General features: G+C 49.0%; 23 protein-coding genes, 2 tRNA genes and 1 pseudogene. 22 read left to right on the forward strand and 4 right to left on the reverse strand.

Annotated features, from left to right (window positions below):
- Positions 1-16 precede the first annotated feature (16 nt).
- Complete coding sequence (locus tag LKE53_04120) at positions 17-1,051, forward strand: WYL domain-containing protein (GenBank protein MCH3971947.1); 1,035 nt, start codon at positions 17-19, stop codon at positions 1,049-1,051.
- Positions 1,052-1,060: 9 nt separating this feature from the next.
- Here LKE53_04120 and LKE53_04125 read toward each other — a convergent pair whose 3' ends face one another.
- Positions 1,061-1,651: a manganese efflux pump MntP family protein gene (locus tag LKE53_04125; protein MCH3971948.1), complete on the reverse strand. Its 591-nt coding sequence runs from the start codon at positions 1,649-1,651 to the stop codon at positions 1,061-1,063.
- 222 nt (positions 1,652-1,873) lie between these two features.
- Between LKE53_04125 and hisH the strand changes: the two genes are divergently transcribed.
- From hisH to LKE53_04145, 4 genes are all read left to right on the forward strand, one after another.
- Complete coding sequence (gene hisH, locus LKE53_04130) at positions 1,874-2,491, forward strand: imidazole glycerol phosphate synthase subunit HisH (protein MCH3971949.1); 618 nt, start codon at positions 1,874-1,876, stop codon at positions 2,489-2,491.
- Positions 2,492-2,496: 5 nt separating this feature from the next.
- Complete coding sequence (hisF, locus tag LKE53_04135; GenBank protein ID MCH3971950.1) at positions 2,497-3,258, forward strand: imidazole glycerol phosphate synthase subunit HisF; 762 nt, start codon at positions 2,497-2,499, stop codon at positions 3,256-3,258.
- 390 nt (positions 3,259-3,648) lie between these two features.
- Positions 3,649-4,197: a hypothetical protein gene (locus LKE53_04140; protein MCH3971951.1), complete on the forward strand. Its 549-nt coding sequence runs from the start codon at positions 3,649-3,651 to the stop codon at positions 4,195-4,197.
- A gap of 65 nt (positions 4,198-4,262) precedes the next feature.
- Entirely contained in the window at positions 4,263-4,766 is a 504-nt protein-coding gene (locus LKE53_04145; GenBank protein ID MCH3971952.1) for a hypothetical protein, read from the forward strand.
- Positions 4,767-4,892: 126 nt separating this feature from the next.
- Here LKE53_04145 and LKE53_04150 read toward each other — a convergent pair whose 3' ends face one another.
- On the reverse strand, positions 4,893-5,069 hold the full coding sequence (locus tag LKE53_04150) for a hypothetical protein (protein MCH3971953.1): 177 nt from the start codon (positions 5,067-5,069) through the stop codon (positions 4,893-4,895).
- Positions 5,070-5,229: 160 nt separating this feature from the next.
- Between LKE53_04150 and LKE53_04155 the strand changes: the two genes are divergently transcribed.
- From LKE53_04155 to LKE53_04220, 14 genes and pseudogenes are all read left to right on the forward strand, one after another.
- Entirely contained in the window at positions 5,230-5,694 is a 465-nt protein-coding gene (locus LKE53_04155; protein MCH3971954.1) for a MarR family transcriptional regulator, read from the forward strand.
- The gene (locus LKE53_04160; protein MCH3971955.1) at positions 5,691-6,647 is read left to right on the forward strand and encodes a ketoacyl-ACP synthase III; all 957 of its coding nucleotides are present in this window, start codon (positions 5,691-5,693) and stop codon (positions 6,645-6,647) included. Before LKE53_04155 ends, LKE53_04160 begins: the two co-directional genes overlap by 4 nt.
- A 28-nt stretch (positions 6,648-6,675) precedes the next feature.
- A complete protein-coding gene (locus LKE53_04165) occupies positions 6,676-6,912 on the forward strand; it encodes a phosphopantetheine-binding protein (protein MCH3971956.1) in 237 nt (78 codons plus the stop codon).
- A gap of 4 nt (positions 6,913-6,916) precedes the next feature.
- On the forward strand, positions 6,917-7,861 hold the full coding sequence (gene fabK, locus LKE53_04170; protein ID MCH3971957.1) for an enoyl-[acyl-carrier-protein] reductase FabK: 945 nt from the start codon (positions 6,917-6,919) through the stop codon (positions 7,859-7,861).
- Positions 7,849-8,772 (forward strand): ACP S-malonyltransferase, encoded by a 924-nt coding sequence (locus LKE53_04175; GenBank protein MCH3971958.1) that lies wholly within the window; start codon positions 7,849-7,851, stop codon positions 8,770-8,772. Before fabK ends, LKE53_04175 begins: the two co-directional genes overlap by 13 nt.
- A gap of 24 nt (positions 8,773-8,796) precedes the next feature.
- Positions 8,797-9,540 carry a 3-oxoacyl-[acyl-carrier-protein] reductase gene (gene fabG / locus LKE53_04180; GenBank protein MCH3971959.1) on the forward strand — a complete coding sequence of 248 codons (744 nt, stop codon included), beginning with the start codon at positions 8,797-8,799 and terminating at the stop codon, positions 9,538-9,540.
- Between the two features lie 15 nt (positions 9,541-9,555).
- Complete coding sequence (gene fabF / locus LKE53_04185; GenBank protein ID MCH3971960.1) at positions 9,556-10,788, forward strand: beta-ketoacyl-ACP synthase II; 1,233 nt, start codon at positions 9,556-9,558, stop codon at positions 10,786-10,788.
- A gap of 3 nt (positions 10,789-10,791) precedes the next feature.
- Positions 10,792-11,241 (forward strand): acetyl-CoA carboxylase biotin carboxyl carrier protein, encoded by a 450-nt coding sequence (accB, locus tag LKE53_04190; GenBank protein ID MCH3971961.1) that lies wholly within the window; start codon positions 10,792-10,794, stop codon positions 11,239-11,241.
- Positions 11,242-11,269: 28 nt separating this feature from the next.
- Positions 11,270-11,683: a 3-hydroxyacyl-ACP dehydratase FabZ gene (gene fabZ, locus LKE53_04195; protein MCH3971962.1), complete on the forward strand. Its 414-nt coding sequence runs from the start codon at positions 11,270-11,272 to the stop codon at positions 11,681-11,683.
- Between the two features lie 26 nt (positions 11,684-11,709).
- Positions 11,710-13,053, forward strand: a complete 1,344-nt coding sequence (gene accC / locus LKE53_04200; GenBank protein MCH3971963.1) for an acetyl-CoA carboxylase biotin carboxylase subunit — start codon at positions 11,710-11,712, stop codon at positions 13,051-13,053.
- 47 nt (positions 13,054-13,100) lie between these two features.
- On the forward strand, positions 13,101-13,940 hold the full coding sequence (gene accD, locus LKE53_04205; protein ID MCH3971964.1) for an acetyl-CoA carboxylase, carboxyltransferase subunit beta: 840 nt from the start codon (positions 13,101-13,103) through the stop codon (positions 13,938-13,940).
- Entirely contained in the window at positions 13,927-14,703 is a 777-nt protein-coding gene (locus LKE53_04210; GenBank protein MCH3971965.1) for an acetyl-CoA carboxylase carboxyltransferase subunit alpha, read from the forward strand. The genes accD and LKE53_04210 overlap by 14 nt, the downstream gene beginning before the upstream one ends.
- Complete coding sequence (locus LKE53_04215; protein MCH3971966.1) at positions 14,700-15,524, forward strand: DegV family protein; 825 nt, start codon at positions 14,700-14,702, stop codon at positions 15,522-15,524. The genes LKE53_04210 and LKE53_04215 overlap by 4 nt, the downstream gene beginning before the upstream one ends.
- 296 nt (positions 15,525-15,820) lie before the next feature.
- A pseudogene (locus LKE53_04220) lies at positions 15,821-20,035 on the forward strand (acyl-CoA dehydratase activase-related protein).
- A 127-nt stretch (positions 20,036-20,162) separates the two neighbouring features.
- Here the strand turns inward: LKE53_04220 and LKE53_04225 are convergent.
- Both LKE53_04225 and LKE53_04230 read right to left on the reverse strand, forming a co-directional pair.
- A complete protein-coding gene (locus tag LKE53_04225; protein MCH3971967.1) occupies positions 20,163-21,776 on the reverse strand; it encodes an MBL fold metallo-hydrolase in 1,614 nt (537 codons plus the stop codon).
- Between the two features lie 33 nt (positions 21,777-21,809).
- On the reverse strand, positions 21,810-22,574 hold the full coding sequence (locus LKE53_04230; protein ID MCH3971968.1) for an exodeoxyribonuclease III: 765 nt from the start codon (positions 22,572-22,574) through the stop codon (positions 21,810-21,812).
- 203 nt (positions 22,575-22,777) lie between these two features.
- On the opposite strand from LKE53_04230, the gene LKE53_04235 reads away from it, so the two are divergent.
- The 3 genes from LKE53_04235 to LKE53_04245 all read left to right on the forward strand — a co-directional run bounded on the left by LKE53_04235 (position 22,778) and on the right by LKE53_04245 (position 24,262).
- Positions 22,778-22,862: transfer RNA gene (locus LKE53_04235), tRNA-Leu, on the forward strand.
- Between the two features lie 314 nt (positions 22,863-23,176).
- A tRNA-Ala gene (locus LKE53_04240) sits at positions 23,177-23,252 on the forward strand.
- Positions 23,253-23,365: 113 nt separating this feature from the next.
- Positions 23,366-24,262, forward strand: coding sequence for a LysR family transcriptional regulator (locus LKE53_04245; protein ID MCH3971969.1), 897 nt, complete (start codon positions 23,366-23,368; stop codon positions 24,260-24,262).
- Positions 24,263-24,280: the final 18 nt, after the last annotated feature.

Raw genomic sequence — 24,280 nt, forward strand, 5'->3', positions numbered from 1 at the left:
GAGGAAGCGAAAACCTATGCCTAAAACGGAAAAAAAGGACCTGCGCCTTTTGCAGATTATGCAGTTTTTAAGTCGCGAGTCTTCTGATGATCATCCGCTCTCTATGGCGGATATTCTTCATTATTTGCAGAATAAAGGCATTTGCTGCGCCCGTAAAGCCGTTGGACGCGACATTGCTTCATTACGCGCGTTCGGTTACCCAATTCTTTTTACACGTACGCCCACAGCCGGCTATTATCTTGCTTCGCGCGACCTGAAAACACCGGAAGTGCGCATTTTAATTGATGCCGTCAATGCTGCGCCGTTTCTTACGGAAGAAATGACGTGTAATTTAACGGAAAAGCTGCAGAATATGGTCGACCGGCGCGACTGCGCAGCTTTGCAGAAACAGATTTATTATGACCCGGTATATAAACAGAGTAACGCTGAAATTGGAAGTACCATTAACACCCTTTATCAGGCTATCGCCCTCGGGAAAAAAGTAAATTTTCGGTATTACCACTGTGCCATTCGGGACAGCCGGATTCAGCCAGATGAGGGGCGCCTGTTTTCCATTAGCCCTTATGCGCTTTTTTGGCATGGTGATTATTATTACTTAGCCGGCAATTATCAGAAATACAGCAATGTTGCAAATTATCGCCTGGACCGTATGTATGGTGTACAAAAACTTCCTGAAGATGCACGTCCTTTTTCAGAAGTTACCCGCTACACGAAGCGCTTTGATACCGCGGACTATCTGCGCCATCAGTTTTTTTTGTTTGGCGGGCGGGAAGAAGAACTGCTGATTCGCTGCGAAAACAATCTGCTGGATGTTGTAAATGACCGCTTCGGTGCTGCCATTGAAATATTAGAGTACAGTGAAACCCAGTTTACTGCTCACGTGTCGGTTTGCGTTAGTGAAGGACTGTATGCGTGGATTTTGCAGTGCGGCAGCCGCCTAGCCGTTTTGGCGCCGACTTACGTGCGGGATGAGGTGCGCAGCCGCATTGATGCTCTGTGCCGGGTTTACCACATGACAGAAAAAGAAGAGCCGCCGGAAACCGGCGGCTGAAAAAAGCTTTTAGGAAAACCACATGTGTTCTACAAATATTTTTACGCCGATGCCAATGAGCACCAGTCCACCGATGATCTGTGCTTTGTCTGTAAACCGGTCACCAAACTTTTTGCCGATATAAATGCCGATATAGCATAGTGCAAATGTAATCAGACCGATTAGGCAGACAGAAAATAGAAGCAGCTGCCATGTATCGGCCCCCACTGCACTGGGCAGCAGAATGCCGGTTGCCAGTGCGTCAATGCTGGTAGCTACGGCGAGTGTCAGCAGCCGCTTCAGCGGAATGTCGTCCTGCAGGCAGGTGTCGTCTCCTTTGCATTGATGTGCTTCCCGCAGCATTTGGATACCGATAATTGACAAAAGAATCAGAGCAATCCAGTGGTCAACTGCGCTGATGAAGCTTTCGCCGGCTTTGCCGATCAGCCAGCCGATCACCGGCATAAAAGCCTGAAAAGCGCCAAAACATCCGGCAACTTTCAGCGCAAAGGCTGGACGAATGTTTCGTGTAACAGCTCCGTTTGCAATGCTCACTGCAAATGCGTCCATGCTCAGCCCTACGGCAATGCCGATCAGAGAAACAATTTCCCGATAATCCATAAATTTCCGTCTCCCAGCAAAAGTCTTGCTCTCTATCATAATCGTGAAAAAAGTGTTTGTCAAATTCCCTTTTATCTGTATGTTTTTGTCTGCAAAAATATAGCTCTGCGGCCCGTAAAACAGGGAATACAAAGCAGAAAGCAAATTGACTTTACCACTTGAACATGCTAAACTGTTTTATATCTTCAGCTTGACCACAGTAAGGAAAAACAGGAGGGTCTTATGATAGCAGTTATTGATTACGGTGCTGGAAATCTGCAAAGTGTCATCAAGGCATTTCAATATATTGGCAGTGAAGTACAGGTAACGGCAGACCCAGCGGTTCTTCATGCAGCAGATGCCGCTGTGCTGCCCGGCGTTGGGGCTTTTGCCGACGCTATGGAACATTTGCAGCGCTCCGGTTTGGTGGATACTGTGCGCAGCCTAGCAAATTCGGATAAACCTTTCCTTGGCATTTGCCTTGGTTTGCAGCTGCTGTTTGATGAGAGCGAAGAGGCCCCGGGGGTAAAGGGCCTTGGCGTTCTGCATGGCAAAATCTGCCGGATTCCGCCGTCCCCCGGTCTTAAAATTCCCCATATCGGCTGGAATAGCCTTACGGTAAAGGATTCCTCCGGCATTTTCCAAAACCTGCCCCCAGAGCCTTATGTCTATTTTGTACATTCTTATTACCTGAAAGCGGCTGACCGGAACGTCGTTGCAGCAACAGCGCAGTACGGTGTAGAGATTGATGCAGCTGTACACCGCGGCAATCTGTATGCGACACAGTTTCATCCGGAAAAAAGCGGTCGTATCGGTCTGCAGATGCTTAAAAACTTCGTCGCTTTGGCAAAGGAGGCATAACCATTATGTATGCAAAACGAATTATCCCCTGTCTGGATGTTAAAGATGGGCGGGTTGTAAAGGGAACCTCATTTGTTCATTTGCGCGATGCCGGCGACCCGGTAGCGTGTGCGGCCGAATACGACAGGCAGGGTGCAGATGAACTGGTACTGCTGGATATTACGGCTTCTGCACAGGCACGCGGAACACAGCTGGCCTATGTCAGCAGCGTAGCCAAACAAATTTTTATTCCTTTCACGGTTGGCGGCGGCATTCGCACAGCGGAAGATTTTCAGGTGCTGCTGCGTGCTGGTGCCGACAAGGTATCGGTTAACAGTGCGGCTGTCCAAAATCCACAGCTGATTACAGAAGCTGCCGAGAGATTTGGCAGTCAGTGTGTCGTGTGTGCAATCGATGCCAAACGTCGGCCGGCCGGCGGCTGGACAGTGTACATCAACGGTGGCAGAAAAGATACTGGTCTAGATGCACTGGAGTGGGCAAAGGAAGCCGTCTCTCTTGGTGCCGGCGAGATTTTGCTGACCAGTATGGATGAAGATGGCGTAAAACAGGGCTATGACCTTGCACTGACCGCTGCAGTCAGCGGGTCGGTTTCGGTACCGGTTATTGCCTCCGGCGGTGCCGGAAAACTGGAACACTTTTACGACGCTTTCACCAAAGGAAAAGCAGATGCCGTTTTGGCGGCTTCTCTGTTCCATTTTGGGGAAATCACAATTCCGCAGCTAAAAGAATACTTAAAAGGGCGGGGTATACCAGTTCGCATAAACTGAGACGCCTTTAAAAATCTAATCCCTGTTTTGCAGACCTTGCATGCAGGGATTTTTTTATGCCCGCATTTCTGTAAATATCTTCTTGAAATCCTGGTTATAGGGAATTATGTATTAATAATTCTGCATTTTAACCGCCTTTTTACATGCTTTTGCGAAAAAATGAACATTGCTGCCTTATCCTATTTTTTGACGGATGAGTTCACAGTAAGGAGGGGATTCAAAATAGAAGCCGGCCTGAGGCAGAGTCGCTTCCGGCAGGAACCAGCATAGCGTCCGCCTGGTCCTGACCAGCTTTCAAAAGAAAATTCTGTTGTCAGGTATATTGGCTTTATAGGTACAGAAAGTCATTTTTTCGCCGCATATTTACAGAAGCAGGAAAGGAAGATTTTTATGAAAACCTCAAGAAGAATTGCAGCCGTTATTGCAGGAGCAGCCCTTGTATGCAGCATGGCAGTTTCCGCCAGTGCAAGCGATGGCGGGAAAACTAATTTTAGCCTTTATGTTCCCAACGACCCAACCTATGAAATTACGGTTCCCGCGACCGTTAATATCAGTGCAAAAGAAGCTACAAATATCCCGATTACTGCCAGCAATGTAGACTACATTCCGGCAAACAAGAAAGTCTCTGTCACACTGGCAAATGGCTGCGGCGTTTACGGCCGGCTGTATCTGCAGGCAAAAAATCCAAACGGCGGCAATGACTACCTGATGACCCTGGATGTTAAGGGCACCGACGGCGAGTGGAAGACTGGCGCTGTGGAAAACCAGATTAAAGGAATGGAGCTTGCTTCCTTTACAGCAAATGGCAGCAAAGATTATCAGATTAAGCCCTGCGCATTAGATTACCCCGGTGCGACTAACCAGAACCTGGTCATTCAGAAAGGTGCGAAATACACCGGCTATGTTACTTACGGCGTTTCCCTTACTGACAAAGCCTGAGTAAACAAAAAGGCTTTTTTACAGATAGAAAATTTTCGGCAATGAAAGGAACATAAGAAACCGCCATGGGAAAAACAAAGAATCGGAAAAAGGTTATAATTTGCTGGCTTGTGGGAATCCTCGCTGTACTGGGTTGTGTATTTGCGTTTTTGTGGATTCACGCCGGCCAAAGCAAAGCTGCTCCAAATACTGGCGGCATGGTCGTTGCTGAAGGCACAACAGAATGGGACAAAACACTTTCGGGAAGCAATTCCTCGGCCGGTATCAAAATCCCCGGGTACAGCAATCTGACGATTTACCGTTCTGCAGATTCGGTCAATATCAGCCTGGTCAATCCGAAAGGAAACCCCTGTTATTTTCAGTATACACTGGAAGTTGCCGAAACAGGAAAGACCCTGTACAAGTCAGATTTGATTAAGCCCGGCAAAGCAATCACTTCGTTTCAAGGCAAAAATATTCCGGCCAAAGGGAACTATACGCTGCTGCTGCGCATTTCCACTTACTCTATGGATGGAAAATATACCGCAATGAACGGCGCACAGATAAAGGCAGCGCTGACAATTGTTTAAAAGTTCCTACTGCAGATTCAATTTGCTTCAGTTTTATCTTAATCATCTTATACAGAAATCCCCTGTTAAAAAAGGGCCGGTCTTCCGCAGAGACCGGTCCTTTTTCTGTTTAACGGCAGGCTTTGCTCAAGGTCTGTCAGTTTCTTCCTGTGCAAAACTTTCTGCAAACTGCTGAATGTTTTCTGCTGAATTTGCACTTAAACCTGTCTGATATATGGTCTCCTGCAGATAAGCGGGAAGCTGCGACATCACTTCTTTTACTGCTGTCTCTTGGGCTTCATTCTTTCCTTTTTCTGGCTGCATCACTTTTCACCTCCGCAGGGTTAGTGTTTGCGAAAAGTGTGAAAATACACGGCTCGCGGCCACGCCTTGTGCAGATGGGTATACTTGACAGACAAAATGAGATTTATTATAATACTTAATTAAGTAAACTAATCAATCTTTATAGAGGAGAGTGAGCAGAGTGACACCACTTGAGACAGAACTCGACGAACTGCTGACACTGTCCTTTCGTTCTATTGGGGAAATAGAAGAAGACATGCTGAAAAACAGTACCCGGCTTAATCTGTCTATCAGCGAATTCCATTTGCTGCAGGCAGTTTCAGATGCCGGCTATGGCTGTACAATCAGCAGGCTGTCTTCCGAGCAGCGAGTAAGCTTGCCCAGCGTGACGACCGCGGTCAACAAACTCGCTCGCAACGGTTATGTCACCAAAAAGAAATGTCCCTCTGACGGCCGTGCCGTTTATGTTGAGCTGACGAAACTGGGCAATAAGGCGGTATTGGCGCACCGCTATTTTCACACCACTATGGTGCGATCAGTTTCAAGGGCACTGGATACAGAGGAGCAGGAGGCTATGCTGAAAGGAATTCGGAAACTAAATCAGTTTTTTTCCGATAAACTGCATCGGGAGGACAAAGAATCATGAGCTTTACCATACTTGGCACCGGCAGTGCGCTGCCGGCCCGCACGGTTACAAACGACGAGCTTTCTACATTTTTAGATACGAGCGATGAGTGGATTCATTCACGCACCGGCATTCGCTCTCGCCATGTTTTGACAAATGAGTCCATTACGCAGCTATCGGTGCGTGCCGCCCGCGCAGCGCTGGAAATGGCAGAAGTTAAGCCGGAGGAACTGGACTGCATTATCTGTGCGGTGGCTGAGGGCGACTGGGTTTCGCCAACTACGGCCTGTATGATTCAAAAGGAAATTGGTGCTTCCTGCCCAGCATTCGATTTGAATGCTGCCTGCAGCGGATTCCTGTATGGCATGGATACAGCAGACGGCATGTTTGTCCGCAAAAAAGTGAAGCGTGTGCTAGTCGTCGCTGTGGAGGGAATGAGCCGCCTGCTGAATTGGAAGGACCGCTCAACCTGTGTGCTGTTTGGCGACGGCGCTGGTGCGGCGGTTCTCGGTGAGGGCAGTGCCTTAAAATATATCAACCTTACAGCGACAGGATCGCTTGCCATCCATGTACCGCGCGCTTCCAGCCAGTCACCGTTTGATACCTTTTCTTACCTTGCGCCCGGTTTGTGTATGGATGGCAAAGAGGTTTACCGCTTTGCAATTCATTCCATTTGCGGCGGCCTGCAGAAAGCCAGTGTCGAGACAGGAATTCCGCTGTCACAGGTTGACCATTTTCTGCTGCACCAGGCCAATCAGCGTATTTTGGACGCTGCCGCCAAAAAATTAAAACTGCCCCGTGAAAAAATTCCTACGACCATTTCAGATACTGCGAATACATCTGCGGCCAGTGTGCCGATTTTACTAGATACGGAAGTGCGTGCGGGTCACCTGCATAAAGGGGATTTGATAATGTTGTGCGCTTTTGGTTCCGGTCTCACCAGCGGCACAGCGGTGCTTCGCTGGGAAATTTAAAAACATATTTAAAAGGAGAAACTTACAAATGGAAAACAAAGAAATGCTGGAAAAACTCGAAAAAATCGTTCGCGACTATCACGATGACTTAAAGCCTGGCAGCCTGAAACCAGAGACAACTTTTGAGGAGCTCGACCTTGATTCCCTCGATTTGGTTGACTTGGTAATGGCCTGTGAAGATGAATTCGACATTAAAATTCCGGATGATGCAAATTTGAAGACTGTGCAGGACTTGATGAATTTGATTCAGAAAGCGAAGGCTTAATATGCTGCAGACACCGATTTGTGATCTTTTGGGCATTTCTTATCCTGTTTTTCAGGGTGGCATGGCATGGATTGCGGATGCCGACTTGGCGGCAGCTGTCAGCAACGGCGGCGGCTTGGGCATTATTTCTGCAATGAATGCAAATGGGGATTGGCTTCGTGGACAGATTCGCAAAGCAAAAACGCTTACGAAAAAGCCCTTTGGCGTCAACATTATGCTCATGAGTCCCTTTGCAGATGAGGTGGCCAAGGTCGTTGTGGAAGAGGGCGTCAAAGTCCTGACTACCGGCGCGGGAAATCCGGGCAAGTATATGGCGGCGTGGAAACAGGCCGGTATTCAGGTGATTCCGGTTGTAGCCAGTGTTGGTTTGGCGCGCATGATGGAGCGCAGCGGCGCGGCGGCCGTGGTTGCCGAGGGCTGTGAAAGCGGCGGCCATATCGGTGAGTCAACAACCATGGCCCTGATTCCGCAGGTCTGTGATGCGGTGTCTATTCCGGTGATTGCTGCCGGCGGCATTGCGGATGGCCGTGGTATGGCGGCAGCCTTTATGCTGGGTGCCTGCGGTGTACAGATGGGCACCCGCTTTTTGGTTGCAAACGAATGCAATGTACATGAAAACTATAAGAAACGCATATTAAAGGCAAAAGACATAGATACCATTGTCACAGGCAGACGGCAGGGCGATGCAACTCGCAGCTTAAAAAACCGCTTTAGCCGTGACTTCGCAAAAGCCGAGATGTCGGTTGACAGCTCTGTCGAAGATTTGGAAAAGCGCGGTGTCGGTGCCCTGCGGCGTGCCGCCGTTGAGGGTGACGAAATTAATGGTTGTTTCCTTGCGGGGCAGATTGCCGGTTTGGTCAAGGAAGAGCAGCCCGCTGCGGAAATCATTCAAGAAACCTGCACTCAGGCAGAAGCTCTGCTGAAAGGAGCGGCAAAATGGGTAAAATAGCTTTCCTATTTGCCGGCCAGGGGGCACAGTATCCCGGTATGGGCAAGTCCTTATATGACAGCAGTCCCGCATCAAAGGCAGTGTTTGATGCGGCGGAATCCGTCCGTCCTGGCACTTTGCAGCAATGCTTTGCCGGTACGAAAGAGGAATTGGTAGAGACTGTCAATACTCAACCGTGCGTTTTTGCGGTCGACCTTGCGGCCGCCCGCGCTTTGGAAGAAGCCGGTATCTGCGCGGAAGGCGCAGCCGGCTTTTCTTTGGGCGAAGTAGCTGCGCTGACTTTTGCAGATACTTTCCGCAGTGATGCAGAGGGCTTTTCTCTGGTTACCGAGCGCGGACGTCTGATGCAGAAAGACAATACGGAAAATCCGGGGTCTATGGTTGCTGTGCTGAAACTTTCTAATGAAAAAGTTGAGGCACTCTGCAAACAGTTTTCCGGGCTCTACCCGGTAAACTACAACTGCCCTGGGCAGCTGGTCGTTGCCGGTCAAAAAGAAAATATTCCACCTTTCTGTGAGGCAGTTTCAGCTGCCGGCGGGCGCGCAAAAGCGCTGGCTGTTGGCGGTGGATTTCATTCTCCGCTAATGCACAATGCGTCTGCGGCTTTTGAGTCCATTTTGCACGACACCGGCATGAAAACACCTCGTCTGCCGGTTTATGCGGACTTTACAGCACAGCCCTATACACAGGAAACAGACCTTGTGTCTATATTGGCTCGACAAATTGAAAATCCTGTTCGTTGGCAGCAGATTCTTGAGAATATGTCTGCCAGTGGATTTGATACTTTTATCGAGGTCGGCCCCGGAAAGACCCTTTCCGGGCTGGTCAGACGCACCCTGCCAAAAGCCGTAAATCTGCGGGTCGGTTCAGCAGAAGAACTTGCTTCTGTTGTCGAGACACTGCAGAAATAAAGGCGGCATCAGAAAGGGAATAACATGAGTAATCAAAAGAAAAATGCTGTTGTCACCGGCGGCAGCCGCGGCATTGGCCGGGCAACTGCGTTGCAGTTGGCAAAAGACGGCATGAATGTCGCCATTTTGTATGCAGGAAATACAGAGGCTGCTTCACAGACTGTTGCAGAGCTTCAGTCTGTGGGTGCAGAGGCAAAAGCGTACCGTTGCGATGTTTCCGACAAAGACACCGTACAGAAAACGGCTTCACAGATTCTGCAGGACTTTGGCGGGATAGATGTGCTGGTCAATAACGCCGGTGTCACACGCGATGGACTTTTGCTGTCGGCTGCGGAAGAAGACCTTGACCGGGTTTTAAGTGTCAGCTTAAAGGGCGCGTTTCATATGATTCAGGCATTGTATCGGAATTTTATGAAAAAGCGCGCAGGACATATTATCAATATCTCGTCTGTTGTCGGCCTGCACGGAAATGCCGGCCAGGCCAGCTATGCCGCCGCAAAGGCAGGCGTTATCGGTTTGACAAAAAGTGTAGCAAAAGAGCTTGCCGGCCGCGGCATTACCTGCAATGCTGTTGCGCCAGGGTTCATTCAGTCAGATATGACGGATGCCCTGCCGGAAAAAGCACGTTCGGCAGCTATTTGTGCGGTCCCGCTGCGGCGGGCAGGTCTGCCGCAGGACGTGGCAAACGCAGTGTCGTTTCTTGCAAGTGACCGCGCAGCTTACATTACAGGTACAGTCCTTCGCGTAGACGGCGGAATGGGTATGTAGAAAGGAAGGTATTTCATGCGCAGAGTAGCAGTAACAGGATTGGGCGCCGTAACACCGGTGGGAAATACGGTGGAAGAAACCTGGAACAATCTTGTACAGGGCAAAAACGGAATTGGAACAATCACCAAGTTTGATTCTTCCAATATGAAAGTCCATCTGGCGGGTGAAGTAAAAGACTTTGACCCGTTGCAGTATTTTGCAAGAAGTGACTTGCGAAAAAATGATCTTTTTACTATTTATGCGGTCGCTGCAGCTGAGCAGGCGATGCAGGACAGTGGTATCAAGGGGAAAATTGCTCCTGAGCGCCTGGGAATCTATATTGGCAGCGGTATTGGCGGCATTTCTACAACCATGAAAAACTATGAAAAGCTGCTGAATGGTAAACGCGTTTCTGCGTACATGATTCCCAGTATGATTGTCAATATGGCTGCTGGTGAGGTTTCTATTCGTACCGGGGCAAAAGGTCCCTGCGTGCCAATCGTTACCGCATGCGCGACCAGTACACATACTGTCGGCGAAGCGTTTCACTGTATCCAAAACGGATATGCTGACGCGGTGATCGCCGGCGGCAGTGAAGCAGCTGTCAATGAACTGACCATTTCCGGCTTTACTTCCTGCATGGCTTTAACGACAAATTCTGACCCCGCAACGGCCTGCCGTCCTTTTGACAAAAACCGTGACGGCTTTGTCTTAGGCGAGGGCGCTGGCATTTTGATTCTCGAAGAATACGAGCACGCGAAAGCGCGCGGTGCTAAAATTTACGGAGAAGTTTTGGGGTATGCCAATACGAGTGATGCTTACCATATTACAGCGCCGCAGCCGGAGGGCGAGGGAATCACCCGCTGCATCCAGCTGGCTGTCAAAGAAGCAGGCGTCACAGTAGGCGCTGATACTTACATTAATGCACACGGCACTAGTACAAAGCTGAATGACAGCTGCGAAACAGCTGCCTTTAAACAAGCCTTTGGCGAAAGCGCAGCGCATCAGGTAAAAATCAGCAGCACCAAGAGCATGACAGGGCATCTGCTGGGTGCGACCGGTGCTGTTGAGGCAATCGCGTGCCTTAAAGCCCTTGAAACCGGCATGGTCCCGCCGACCATCGGCCTTGCGCAAGCAGACCCTGTGTGCGACCTTGACTATACACCAGGTAAAGCGGTACATGCCAGCTTAAAAACAGCTATTTCCACTTCCCTGGGCTTTGGCGGCCATAACGGCTGTCTGGTATTTGGCAAGGCAGAGGAGGCGTAAAGCATGGATTTGCAGTCTGTAAAAGAATTGGCACAGATTATGCAGGACAATGGTTTGACTTCTCTGGAAGTAGAGGAGGAGGGAAAACGCATCTGCCTGAAAAAAGAGCAGCCGCCGGTGTCTCAGCTGGTTTCTGCGCCAGCTGTGCCTGCTGTACAGCAGGCCGAAAAACCAGTTTCTGCGGAAGAGCCAGAGAAAGATGTTGTAAATTTCAACGACGTTACAGAGGTCAAATCGCCAATGGTTGGCACCATCTATGTTGCGCCGTCTCCGGGGGCTGAGGCTTATGTACATGTGGGTGATAAAGTAAAAAAGGGGCAGGTCCTCTGCGTCATTGAGGCCATGAAGCTCATGAATGAATTCACCGCACCGCAGGATGGCGAGATTGTAGATATCTGCATTGAGGACGGCCAGCTGGTGGAGTATGGCCAGTGCCTCTTTAAAATGTACTGAATTTAAGGATACAGGAGGCGTTTTTGCTTTGAATCGAGAAGAACTTAAACAGATTTTGCCGCACCGTGAGCCAATGCTGCTGGTAGATGAAGCGGAACTGCTGCCGGATGGCACCGCACGGGGCAGCTATACAGTGCGCGGCGACGAATGGTTTCTGCAGGGCCATTTCCCGGGAAATCCGACTGTGCCCGGCGTCATTTTATGCGAAATGATGGGGCAGACCTGCAGCGTAATGCTTGCTGAAAAGCTAAAGGGGAAAACGCCCTATTTTACTGGGCTGGATAAAGTGAAGTTCCACCGGCCTGTTAAGCCCGGTGATAAGCTGGAGATTTCCTGTAAAGAAACCAAAGAGTACAGAGGCTTTTATTTTACAAAGTGCCGCGGAACAGTCAACGGAAAAACAGCGGTTGCCGGGGAGCTCAGCTTTGCTATCGTTGGCTGAAAAGTTAAAAGATGAGGTGAAACAATGTGTTTTCAAAAATTCTGATTGCAAACCGCGGCGAAATTGCAGTGCGTATTATCCGCGCCTGCAAGGAAATGGGAATTGCAACCGTTGCGGTTTTCAGTGAAGCCGACCGGGATGCCCTGCATGTCAGCTTGGCAGATGAAAGTGTCTGCATCGGGCCTGCAAAAGTTCAGGACAGTTATCTGAATATGCCGGCCATCCTTTCTGCCGCGGTAAAAACAGGCGCGCAGGCAATTCACCCGGGGTATGGCCTGCTCAGTGAAAACGCAAAGTTTGCCGAACTGTGTGAAGAGTGCCATATTCAGTTTATTGGGCCTAATGCAAAGCTGATCGCAGAGCTGGGCGACAAAGATGAGGCAAAGCGCACCATGCGCACGGCCGGCGTGCCGGTCGTCCCGGGCAGCGGCCTGATTCAAAGCGATAAAGAAGCTTTGACAGAGGCCCGCAAAATTGGCTTTCCGCTTTTGGTCAAGGCCCGTGCAGGGGGCGGCGGCCGTGGAATCCGCTTGGTCAATGGGGAAGAGGAACTGCTTCCGGCTCTTCACGCTTCTTCACAAGAGGCCGCTAGTGCTTTTGGTGATGGTGCCTGTTACCTTGAAAAATACCTTGATCCGGTCAAACATATTGAAATGCAGATTTTGTGCGACAATTACGACAATGTTTTGTGCCTTGGCGAACGGGAATGTTCCATTCAGCGCAAGCACCAGAAACTATTGGAAGAAAGTCCCGCTGTCTGCGTTACGTCCCAGCTGCGCGAAAAAATGATGGCGGCGGCAACCAAAGCTGCAAAAGCTGTGCATTATCGCAGCCTTGGCACGATTGAGTTTTTGGTCGACAATGATTTAAATTTTTATTTTATGGAAATGAATACCCGCCTGCAGGTGGAGCACCCGGTAACTGAGATGGTTACCGGCATGGATTTGGTCAAGTGGCAGATTCGGGTAGCTTCGGGTACAAAGCTGCCGTTTGTACAAGACGATGTGCGCCTGCGCGGGCACGCAATCGAGTGCCGCATTAACGCCGAGGACCCCGACAACGGTTTTACGCCGAGCTGCGGAAAAATCAGCCTGCTACATATTCCGGGCGGCCCCTGGGTTCGCTTTGATACAGCGCTGTATCAGGATTATACAGTGCCGCCGTTTTACGATTCTCTGCTGGGAAAATTGATTGTGCATGCGCAGACCCGTGAGGAAGCTATTCGCAAGATGCAGGCTGCACTTGCCGAGCTTGTTATTGAGGGAGTCAGCCACACGGCGGGGCTGCAAATGGATATTCTGGCCGACCCCAGCTTTTGTGACGGGACCTATCACACTGACTTTATGGAGAAGAGGGAGAAGCTGTGCTGAAGCGTTTTAATTTTAAGCCGAGCCGCAATCCGCTTGAGAATTTCGGCATTGCTACTGCGAATACAGACGCAACAGAGCAGCCGCAGATTCCAGACCGTCTTTGTGTAAAATGCCCCGGCTGCGGAAAAATGATTTTTACCGCTGACCTAAAACAGAACAGCCATGTCTGTCCCGAGTGCGGCTATCATTTTAAAATGCCTGCCAGAAAGCGCCTGCTTTCGCTGTGCGATAAGGAAAGCTTTACCGAATGGGACGCTTCGCTTTACAGCAAGGATTTTCTGTCTTTTCCCGGCTACAAAGTTAAGCTGAAAAGCAGCCGCCTCAACAGCCGTGAAAATGAAGCAGTCATTTCCGGATGCGGGAAAATTGATGGCTCTGTCTGTGCACTATTTGCAATGGACAGCCGCTTTATGATGGGCAGCATGGGTAGTGTTGTCGGTGAAAAGGTGACACGCGTTTTTGAGCGCGCCACGCAGCAGCATCTGCCGGTTGTCGGTTTTACGCTTTCCGGTGGTGCTCGTATGCAGGAGGGGACACTTGCCCTGATGCAGATGGCTAAAACGAGCGGTGCAGTCAAGCGTCACAGCGACGCCGGTCTCCTGTATATTACGGTATTGACAAATCCGACTACGGGCGGCGTCACGGCCAGCTTTGCAATGGAGGGCGACATTCTGCTTTCCGAGCCGGGTGCACTCATTGCTTTTGCTGGCCCGCGCGTAATTGAGCAGACAATCCGGCAGAAACTGCCTAAAGGATTTCAGCGTGCGGAATTTCTGCTTGAAAAAGGATTTTTAGACGGGATTGTTGCCCGCAAAGATATGCGCAATGTCCTTTCACATCTGCTGAAACTGCACGAAACGGAGGTGCGACCCGGTGGAAGCGTATAAAAAGCTGCAACTTGCACGCAAATCTAACAAACCAACCGGCCTCGATTTCATTAATCACATGATTACGGATTTCTTTGAAATGCATGGCGATCGCCGTTTTGCAGATGATCCGGCCATCGTGGCGGGGATCGGGCGCCTGTGCGGTCGGCCAATTACTGTGATTGCGCAGGAAAAAGGTCACACGATGCGCGAAAGAACGTACCACAATTTTGGCAGTGCTCACCCAGAGGGCTACCGAAAAGCGCTGCGCCAGATGAAACTTGCCCAGAAATTCGGCCGCCCTGTGCTTTGTTTCGTCGATACGGCCGGCGCTTTTTGCGGCACTGGCGCCGAAGAACGCGGACAGGGCGAGGCAATCGCTGAAAATCTCTGTGAAATGATGACTTTGCAGGTGCCGATTCTTTCCATATTTATCGGCGAGGGCGGCAGCGGCGGTGCGCTTGGTTTAGCGGTGGCAAATGAAGTATGGATGCTGGAAAATTCAGTGTATTCTGTTATCAGCCCAGAGGGCTGTGCCAGTATTTTATGGAAGGACCCCAATAAAGTGCAGGAAGCAAGCGACAGCCTGCATATACAGCCGGAAGACCTTTTGCAGCTCGGCATTATCGAGCGCATAATACCGGAAAGTGATCCAAATGAACTTTGGAATACCCTGCCGAAAGAATTAGACGAAAAGTTTACAGAACTTTCCCGGCTTTCTGGCGGAGAACTCAGCGAAGCGCGTTACCGTCGCTTTCGCAAAATGGGGGTGTATGGCGAATGATTGCTATCGTAACAGACAGCACAGCGCCTGTTACCCGCCAAGAAGCGGAAGATCTCGGCGTGTGTGTCGTTTCGCACAGTTACCTTGCAAACGGTACTGCCTATCTTGAAAATTACGAGGATCGCAATTTCAACTACCCCCAGCGACTTATAGAGGCTGGCGATACCGCATCCACCGGTCAGAGCACTTCTGCGGCTTTTTCTTCTGTATTTCGCCGCCTGCTTTCTCAAGGCTATGATGTTTTGTGCATTGTCATTTCTTCACGCCTGAGCGGTGCGTGGAGCAGTGCCGTAACAGCGGCGCGGGAAGTAGGTAGTTCCAAAGTCGCAGTTATTGATTCTTTATCAACAGCCGGCGGACTTTACTATCAAGTCGTGCGTGCACGTGAGCTTGCCGACCGTGGCCTTTCCCTTGCGGAATTGGCTGATCGCTGTACTGAAATGCGCCAAAGCTCCGGCGTTGCGTTTTCTGTAGAAAACATGAGTGCACTGCGCCGCAGTCACCGCTTAGGGCCGCTGAATCAGTCTGTCAATACAATTTTAAATTGCCGGCCTGTACTGCTTCTCAAAAATGGCACAATCGTGTACCGCGGCATGGCGCGCGGCAAGGTAAACCGGATTCGCATGTTGACCTCCATGGTATCAAAAGATGCGACACAGATTATGGTACAAGGTTTTGGCGGGGCTCCTATCGAAACCAGCCTGACCCATATGCTCCAGCGCCGCTTTCCCAATATCAAAGTCCAGCACCGTGAACTTGGCCCGGTTATCAGTATTCGCATCGGTGCACAGGGGCTGAGCGTTTCCTGGCGTCTGGATTAAAAGCAAATAAAAACAAAAGCAGCAAAGAGTGTTCGCAGACTTTTTTGCTGCTTTTTCCTTTGCTGTGGGGAATGCAAACAAGCTTTTCCTTGACAGAAAAGTATGAATACGATAAAATATAATGATTGCTTGTAAACTGTGAAAAGAAAGGCAGACGTAGCCCAACGGGCGGCTTTTTTAAGCCTGCCGCCTTTGCGGCTGCTTTTTCATTGCAAATTTGCACCAATTTATTTTGGGCATCTGGACGAAAATGCTTTCTGTATGGTTTTTCACTGTCCAGGGGAAAGGGGTTCCATATGAAAATCGGACTTGACGTTGGCTCTACAACAATAAAAAGCGTCGTGCTGGATGATGATAACCAGATTATTTTTAAATCCTATGAGCGCCATTATTCGCAGATTACGGAAAAGATTACGGCCCTGCTGACAAAAATCCGCAATGAAGTGGTCTGTGGGCAGGATGCCCAGCTGACCATTTCGGGTTCGGCAGGCATGGGAATCAGTGAAACCTGCGATTTGCCATTTGTACAGGAAGTGTATGCAACACGTATTGCCACAGGGCGTTTGCTGCCCAAAACCGACTGTATTATTGAGCTCGGCGGCGAAGACGCGAAAATCCTTTTCCTGACAGGCGGCCTTGAGGTCCGCATGAACGGCTCCTGTGCAGGCGGTACCGGTGCTTTTATTGATCAGATGGCAACTTTACTGAATATATCTCTGGAAGAAATGGATTCTCTTTCGGAACACTACGAAAAAATATACACAATTGCTTCCCGCTGCGGCGTTTTTGCAAAAAGCGATATTCAGCCGCTGCTTAACCAAGGCGCGCGCAAAAGCGACCTTTCGGCGAGCATCTTTGCCGCGGTTGCCAACCAGACGATTGCCGGTCTTGCGCAGGGTCGGCCGATTACCGGTAACATTCTGTATTTAGGCGGTCCGCTTACGTTCTTAAAAGGACTGCGCCGTGCATTTGATACTGCCTTGAAAACCACCGGCCTATGCCCGGAAAACAGCCTTTATTATGTTGCTTTGGGTGCGGCCTATAGCAGTGAAATTGAAATTGACCTCGATACAGCAATGAAAAATATTGCACAGTATGGCTTAACTGGCAACTTCCGCAGCATTGACCCGCTCTTTAAAGACCAGGCAGAGTATGACGCCTTTGTTGAGCGCCACAGCAAAAGCAAAGTTCCGCGTGGTGATCTGCTTGCTTATCATGGCCCGTTTTATTTGGGCGTAGATTCTGGTTCTACTACTATTAAAGCAGTTGTTATGGGCAGCGACGGGCAGATCTTGGACAGCGTTTACCGCAGCAACACCGGCAACCCGGTGCCGATTGTGCGAGACTATCTGCTGCATCTTTATCAAAAACGCCCGGATATTACCTTTGCCGCTGCTGCGGTCACCGGCTATGGAGAAGAGCTGCTGAAAAATGCTTTCAATATTGATTATGGCGTAGTAGAAACCGTTGCGCATTTTACGGCAGCAAAGCGTTTTATGCCGAATGTGGATTTTGTTATCGACATCGGCGGGCAAGATATGAAATGCTTTAAAGTACGCAATGGCGCAATCGACAACATCTTCTTAAATGAAGCGTGTTCCTCCGGCTGCGGTTCTTTTCTGCAGACCTTTGCCAACACACTTGGCTATAAAATCGAGGATTTCGCAAAACTAGGGCTGTTTGCAAAACACCCGGTCGACCTTGGCAGCCGCTGCACAGTTTTTATGAACAGCCAGGTCAAGCAGGCTCAAAAAGACGGTGCAACAACAGAGGATATTTCCGCAGGGCTGTCTGTCAGTGTTGTAAAAAATGCGCTGTATAAAGTTATCCGCGTTTCTTCCGCACAGGAGCTTGGCAAAAATATTGTTGTGCAGGGCGGCACATTTTTAAATGACGCGGTACTGCGCGTCTTTGAAAAGGAAATGAATGTCGATGTCATCCGGCCTGATATTTCCGGCCTGATGGGTGCCTATGGTGCTGCAGTTTACGCGATGAACAAATCTGTGCATAACCCGGAAGCTGGCAGTGCGCTGATTTCCCGTATAGAATTGGAAAACTTTAAGCATGAAGTCAAGGTAACAAACTGCGGGCTGTGCAGCAACAACTGCCGTCTGACGGTCAATATCTTTGACAACGGCCGCCGCTTTATCGGCGGAAACCGCTGCGAGCGTCCGGTTACTAAGCGCAGCGGCACCGGCGCGAAATATGACTTGTATTCCTATAAGTTACAGAAGCTGCAGTCTTATGTGCCTGTACCTGCTGGCAAGCGCGGAAAAATCGGCATTCCTATGTGCCTGAATATGTACGAAATGCTGCCGTTCTGGCATACTTTCTTTTCCATGCTTGGCTTTGAAGTGGTCACTTCGCCGCTGTCAAACCGTGAATTGTACCTAGAGGGGCAGAGCACCATTCCCAGTGATACGGTCTGTTTCCCCGCAAAGCTGGCGCACGGGCACGTAATGCGTCTGTTGGATGAGGGAATCGACACCATCTTTTATCCCTGCCTCAGCTATAATTTTGATGAGCACCGCAGTGACAATCACTATAACTGCCCGGTTGTCGCTTATTACCCAGAGGTGATTGCCGCAAACATGCCGCAGCTGCACGGCAAAAAGTTTATCCATGATTATGTTGGCATTCACCGTCCATATGATTTTCCTAAAAAAATGCTCAAAATTCTAAACTATCACTTTAAAGACCAGCCGTTTGACTTTAAAGAGGTGAAAATTGCTGCCAATGCTGCCTATCAGGCATACTATGCCTATATGAAAGATGTGTGCAAAAAAGGCAATGAAATTGTTGACCGGGCTCGGCTGGAGCATAAGCAGATTATTGTCCTTTCCGGCCGCCCATATCATCTCGATCCGGAAATTAACCACGGTATCAACAAACTGATTACAAGCCTTGGCGCGGCGGTTGTCAGTGAAGATGTCATTGCGGCCCGCGAGCATAAAGAGCCGGTCAAGGTCTTAAACCAATGGACTTATCACGCGCGGTTGTACTCTGCTGCCGAATATGTTGCGACACAGTCGGATATGAACCTGGTGCAGCTGGTTTCCTTTGGCTGTGGACTGGATGCCATTACGACCGATGAGGTCCGCCGTATTTTGGAAGAAAAAGATAAAATTTATACACAGATTAAAATTGATGAAATTACAAACCTGGGTGCCGTAAAGATTCGCCTGCGCAGCCTGTTTGCCGCGCTGGAACAGTGAGGGATATAAAGTATGGCTGAATTGGTATACGATAACACTGGCCGTCTGCTCTTTACAAAGGAAATGAAAAAGGATTACACAATCCTGATTCCCATGATGCTGCCGGTCCATTTTAAGCTTTTTGTCGGTGTTCTGCGCAATGCCGGCTATAAAATTGAGCTGCTGGAAAACAGTGGCGCAGCCATCGTGCAGGAAGGGCAGAAGTATGTGCACAACGATGCCTGCTACCCTGCGATTTTGGTAATTGGGCAGTTTCTGGATGCTTTGCATTCTGGAAAATATGACTTAGACCATACCGCTCTGTTGCTTACCCAGACTGGCGGCGGATGCCGCGCAAGCAACTACATTCCGCTATTGCGCAAAGCCCTGCACAAGGCAGGCTTTGATCAAATTCCGGTCATCAGTTTAAACCTGGTCGGGCTTGAGAAAAACCCGGGGTTTTCCATTGGCCTGCCTATCATCAGCCGTCTGCTTGCTGGTGTCGTTTATGGCGATGTAATGATGTGCCTCAACAACCAGATTAAGCCCTATGAGCTGCAAAAAGGCCAAAGCGAGGCTTTACTGGATAAGTGGGTAAAGGAACTGAATGACCAGTTTGCGCATACGCGCGGTATCAGTATGGGGGACCAGCGCAAAAATGTGGCCGCCATCATGCGCGACTTTTCAGAAATTTCTGTAAAAAAAGTACCGAAGATTCATGTCGGTATTGTCGGCGAGATATACGTAAAGTACGCGCCGTTTGCTAACAACCATTTGGAGGATTTCTTAGCGGAGCAGGACTGTGAAGTCAACGTGCCCGGCTTAATGAATTTTCTGCTCTTTATGGTCAGCCACGGACTAGATGAGCGCCGGCTTTACGGTGGAAATATAGCCAAAGCTGCCGCGGTAAAAGTCTTATTCAATTATGTTACAAAGATGCAAAAAATCATCACGGACGGATTTAAACCCTATCCGCAGTTTCTTGCGCCGACTGAATTTTCACATATCCGTGAGCTTGTCAAAGGCGTTATCGGCTACGGCGCTAAAATGGGTGAGGGCTGGCTGCTAACAGCAGAGATGTTGGAGCTTGCCGAGTGCGGCTTTGAAAATATTATTTGTGCACAGCCTTTTGGCTGCCTGCCAAACCACGTTGTCGGAAAAGGTATGATTCATAAGATTCGACAGGTCAACCCAAAAGCAAATATCGTCCCAATCGATTATGACCCGGGTGCCACCCGCGTCAATCAGGAAAATCGCATTAAGCTGATGCTGGCCGTTGCACGAGAAAACTTAGAAAAAGCAGATCAGGGAAAATAAGCATAACAAAAAGCCGTCCGGGAAATTTTTCCCGGACGGCTTTTTATCAGCATGGCCTATTTTAACCGCAGCCATACACTTAGAACGGCAATCCTTGTCTCTATGCGATATTACCTAAGTTATGCTGTCAGCGGTCCCACTTTTCACACATAGCCAGTATTTGGTCTGCAAAGCGGCCCAGGTCTTTGTTTGTTCCACCCTCATTATGCTGAACAACCTGCTCTAAGCGCTTCTGAGCCTGCACCAAGCGCTTGAACGCGGGTGAGTAGTAGTATTTCCCTTTTCCGCTTGCCGGCTTTGCCGGGTGCAGAATTTCCGGTGTAATACCTTCGTCGGTCATCCGGTTGGCGATCAGGTCATAGGTCGCACTAAAATTAGGCGCGTAGGCATCATAGCCTTTCGTACACAGCTCTGCAGTAAAGCCTTCACAGCAGGCACGCTCGCCGTGTACAACGAAAACTTTGCGCGGCTTCGTTTCAAAAGAAGAAATCCATTCCAGCAGACCGGTGTGGTCTGCATGCCCGGAAAGAGCTCTGAAATTATAAATATGCGCTTTTACGGCAATTTGTTCACCAAAAAGCTTTACGCTGTCTACACTGTCAATCAGCATGCGGCCTAAAGTTCCGTTTGCCTGGAAACCAACGAAAACGATTGCACATTCCGGCCGCCAAAGATTATGCTTTAAATGGTGCCGGATTCTGCCAGCTTCACACATGCCGCTCGAAGAGATAATCACTTTCGGAATCCCATCTTCATTGAGTGCTTTGGATTCCTCAACACTGTTTGTAATATTCAAATTTGGGAACTGCAGCGGCTCAAAGCCATCCATAATCATGTCGGCGGTCTCTTCATCTGCATAGCCATGCAGATCGCCACTGTAAATCGCAGTTGCTTCCGCTGCCAGGGGAGAATCTACGTAGACCGGGAAATTCGGGCACTGCGGTGTTAGATGCTTTTCTTTGATTTCTCTGATAAAATACAGAAGTTCCTGTGTGCGGCCGACAGCGAAAGAGGGAATTACCACGTTGCCGCCGTTTGCCAGGGTGTTGTCAATGATTTTTGCAAAGACTTCTGGGTAGTTTTCTTCTTTATCGTGTTCGCGGTCGCCATAAGTGGATTCCATCACTACGTAATCGGCTTCTTTGATATATTGTGGGTTGCGGATAATCGGCTGATTTTTGTTGCCGATGTCGCCGGAAAAAACGAGCTTGCGTGTAATGTCCTTTTCTGTAGCCCACACTTCTATAGAGGAACTGCCTAAGAGATGCCCTGCGTCGACAAAGCGAACCTTTACGCCAGGGAAAAGCTCTACCATTTCCTTGTATTCGCAGCTTTCCATCAGCTGAATAGCATCTTCTGCGTCGTCCAGCGTGTAAAGAGGCTCTTTCGGTTTTCGGCCCGCGCGCTTTCCTTTGCGTGCAGCCTGCTCAGCATCCATCACTTGGATATGTGCGCTGTCGCGCAGCATAATCTTCATCAGATCTGTTGTCTTGCGGGTTGATAAGATCTTGCCCTGAAAGCCCTGCTTGACCAAAAGCGGCAGTCTGCCGGAATGGTCGATATGCGCATGTGTAATTAAGACATAATCGACCAAATTTGCATGAAAGGCAAGGTCGGCGTTGTCAATTTCATCTGCGCCCTGCTGCAGGCCGCAGTCGATTAAGATATGCTTGCCATTTACCGTTAAGCAGTGGCAGCTGCCAGTAACTTCTTTGTCCGCGCCAAAAAATGTAAGTTCCATAGATCTCCCTGCTTTCCTATCAAAAATCTGTTTTTATTTGAAACAGTCGTTTAACTTCAGCAGCACGGGGCAATGGTCGCTGCCGTAAATGTCAGATAAGATTTCACTTTCCGCGACCTGCGGAAAGAGCCGCTCTGATGTGAGAAAATAGTCAATTCTCCAACCGGCGTTTGTGTCGCGTGCATGAAAGCGATAGCTCCACCAGCTGTAGGCACCGGTCTGTTGCGGGTGTATCTTGCGGAAAGTATCTATAAATCCTGCCTGCAGCAGCTGCGAAAACTTTTCACGTTCTTGGTCAGAGAAGCCTGCGTTTCCGCGGTTTGGTCCCGGATTTTTCAGGTCAATTTCTTCGTGTGCAACGTTTAAATCGCCGCAGATAATAACGGGCTTTTTTGCGTCCAGTTCCTGCAAGTATGCGCGAAAAGCGTCTTCCCACTGCATACGGAAATCAATGCGCGCAAGATCTTGCTGGGAATTTGGTGTATAGACAGTTACCAAATAGTATTCCGGAAACTCCAGAGTAATGCTGCGGCCTTCTTTGCTCATTTCGGGTACACCGATATCGTATGTCACAGCAAGCGGTTCTTTTCTGGTAAAGACAGCCGTGCCAGAGTAACCTTTCTTTTCAGCAGAGTTCCAGTATTGAGTATAGCCTGGCAGCTGCAGGTCAGCCTGCCCAGGCTGCATTTTTGTTTCCTGCAAGCAGTACACATCTGCGTCTGATGTCTGAAAAAAATCTAAAAAACCTTTTTTCAGGCAGGCACGCAGGCCGTTGACATTCCATGAAATAAGCTTCATATAAAGAACCTGTCAGGGCAAAAGCTTACCCTGTCCTTCCTAAGTCTTATTTTTGTAGCAAAGCAACCATGCTTCTTTCTTAAAGTATACTCATTTTTGTGCATTTTTGCAACTTTATTTTTCTATTTTTGCAGAAAATTCTCCATGCAAAAAAAGATTGACTTTTTAAGAATGCAATGTTATAATATACCTCGTTGCGAAAAGCGCGAGTGCTGGAATTGGCAGACAGGCACGTTTGAGGGGCGTGTGTTGTATGACGTACGGGTTCAAGTCCCGTCTCGCGCACCAAATGAGCTCCCGGAATACCGCATGGAATGGCGGCTCCGGGAGCGTTTTTTTGCAAATTTCCTCTTTGGGAATACCACGCATTTTCTGCCTTTGATAAGTGTAAGGGGAGAGCATCAGAGATTGCTTCACTGGCTTTCACCTGAGCGGCTGCAAATGCTTAAACCTTAAACACAGTATTTACATGAAAGGCTTTCGGCGATGCACACCATTTCCGCCTGAGAATTTTGTAAAATCACTTGACAATAAGGCTAAATCATGCGATAATATTTTACGTTGCATTTGTGGTTTTACCAAAAATGCGGTAGTATAGTTATGGGGCATTAGCTCAGCTGGGAGAGCGCAAGGTTCGCAATCTTGAGGTCAGGGGTTCGATCCCCCTATGCTCCACCATCACTGATAAAAGGCACTCTGCAAAGTTTTTTACTGCAGAGTGCCTTTTTCAATTATCGATAGATTTATTCAGATGCAGCAGTATTTACACAGAGGGGAGGCAGCAATTTATCATGACACTGCAACAGCTCAAATACATCATTGCGGTCGCCGAAAAAGGAACGGTAAGCGGCGCAGCAGAGGACTTGTTCCTTTCGCAGCCTAGCCTTACCAAGTCCATTAAAGAACTTGAAAAAGAAATGGGAATCACAATTTTTGACCGCACAAATAAAGGGGTATCCCTTTCGAAAGATGGCGAAATCTTTCTCGGATATGCCCGGCAGGTAACTGAGCAGGCTGCACTCCTTGAGGAAAAATACAAATCTCACGCAGAAAGAAAGCAGGAATTCTGTGTTTCGACACAGCACTATTCCTTTACGGTCAATGCGTTTGTTGATTTAATCAAGCAGTGCGGCAGCGACCGCTATGATTTCAGTCTGCGCGAAACCCAGACATACGAAATCATAGAAGATGTCGCAAAGATGAAAAGCGAAATCGGTATTCTGTATTATAATGATTTCAATAAAACAATCCTGCAAAAAGAGATTCGGGCGAATGATTTGAAATTCACGGAATTGTTTACTGCGAAGCCGCACATTTTTGTGAGTTCCGGCAATCCACTTGCAGACAAAGAATCGGTGACAATGGAGGAACTGGCACCATACCCGTATTTGTCTTTTGAGCAGGGGGAGCACAATTCCTTTTATTATTCTGAAGAGATTTTCAGCACTGCTGTCCGCCCGAAAAATATTCGTGTGCGAGACAGAGCCACTTTGTTCAATCTGCTGATTGGCCTTAATGGATACACGGTATGCAGCGGTGTGATTGACAAGAAACTAAACGGTAAAAATATTGTTGCGGTTCCGCTCGAAGCAGAGGGGGATATGCACATCGGGGCTATCACACACCAAAAGCTCCACCTCAGCCATTTGGGCATCATTTATATGGAAGCCTTGAAAAAATATATCTAAAACATACATGCAGAAAAT

It is taken from the genome of Oscillospiraceae bacterium (assembly GCA_022483045.1).
Classification (GTDB): domain Bacteria; phylum Bacillota; class Clostridia; order Oscillospirales; family Acutalibacteraceae; genus Caproicibacterium.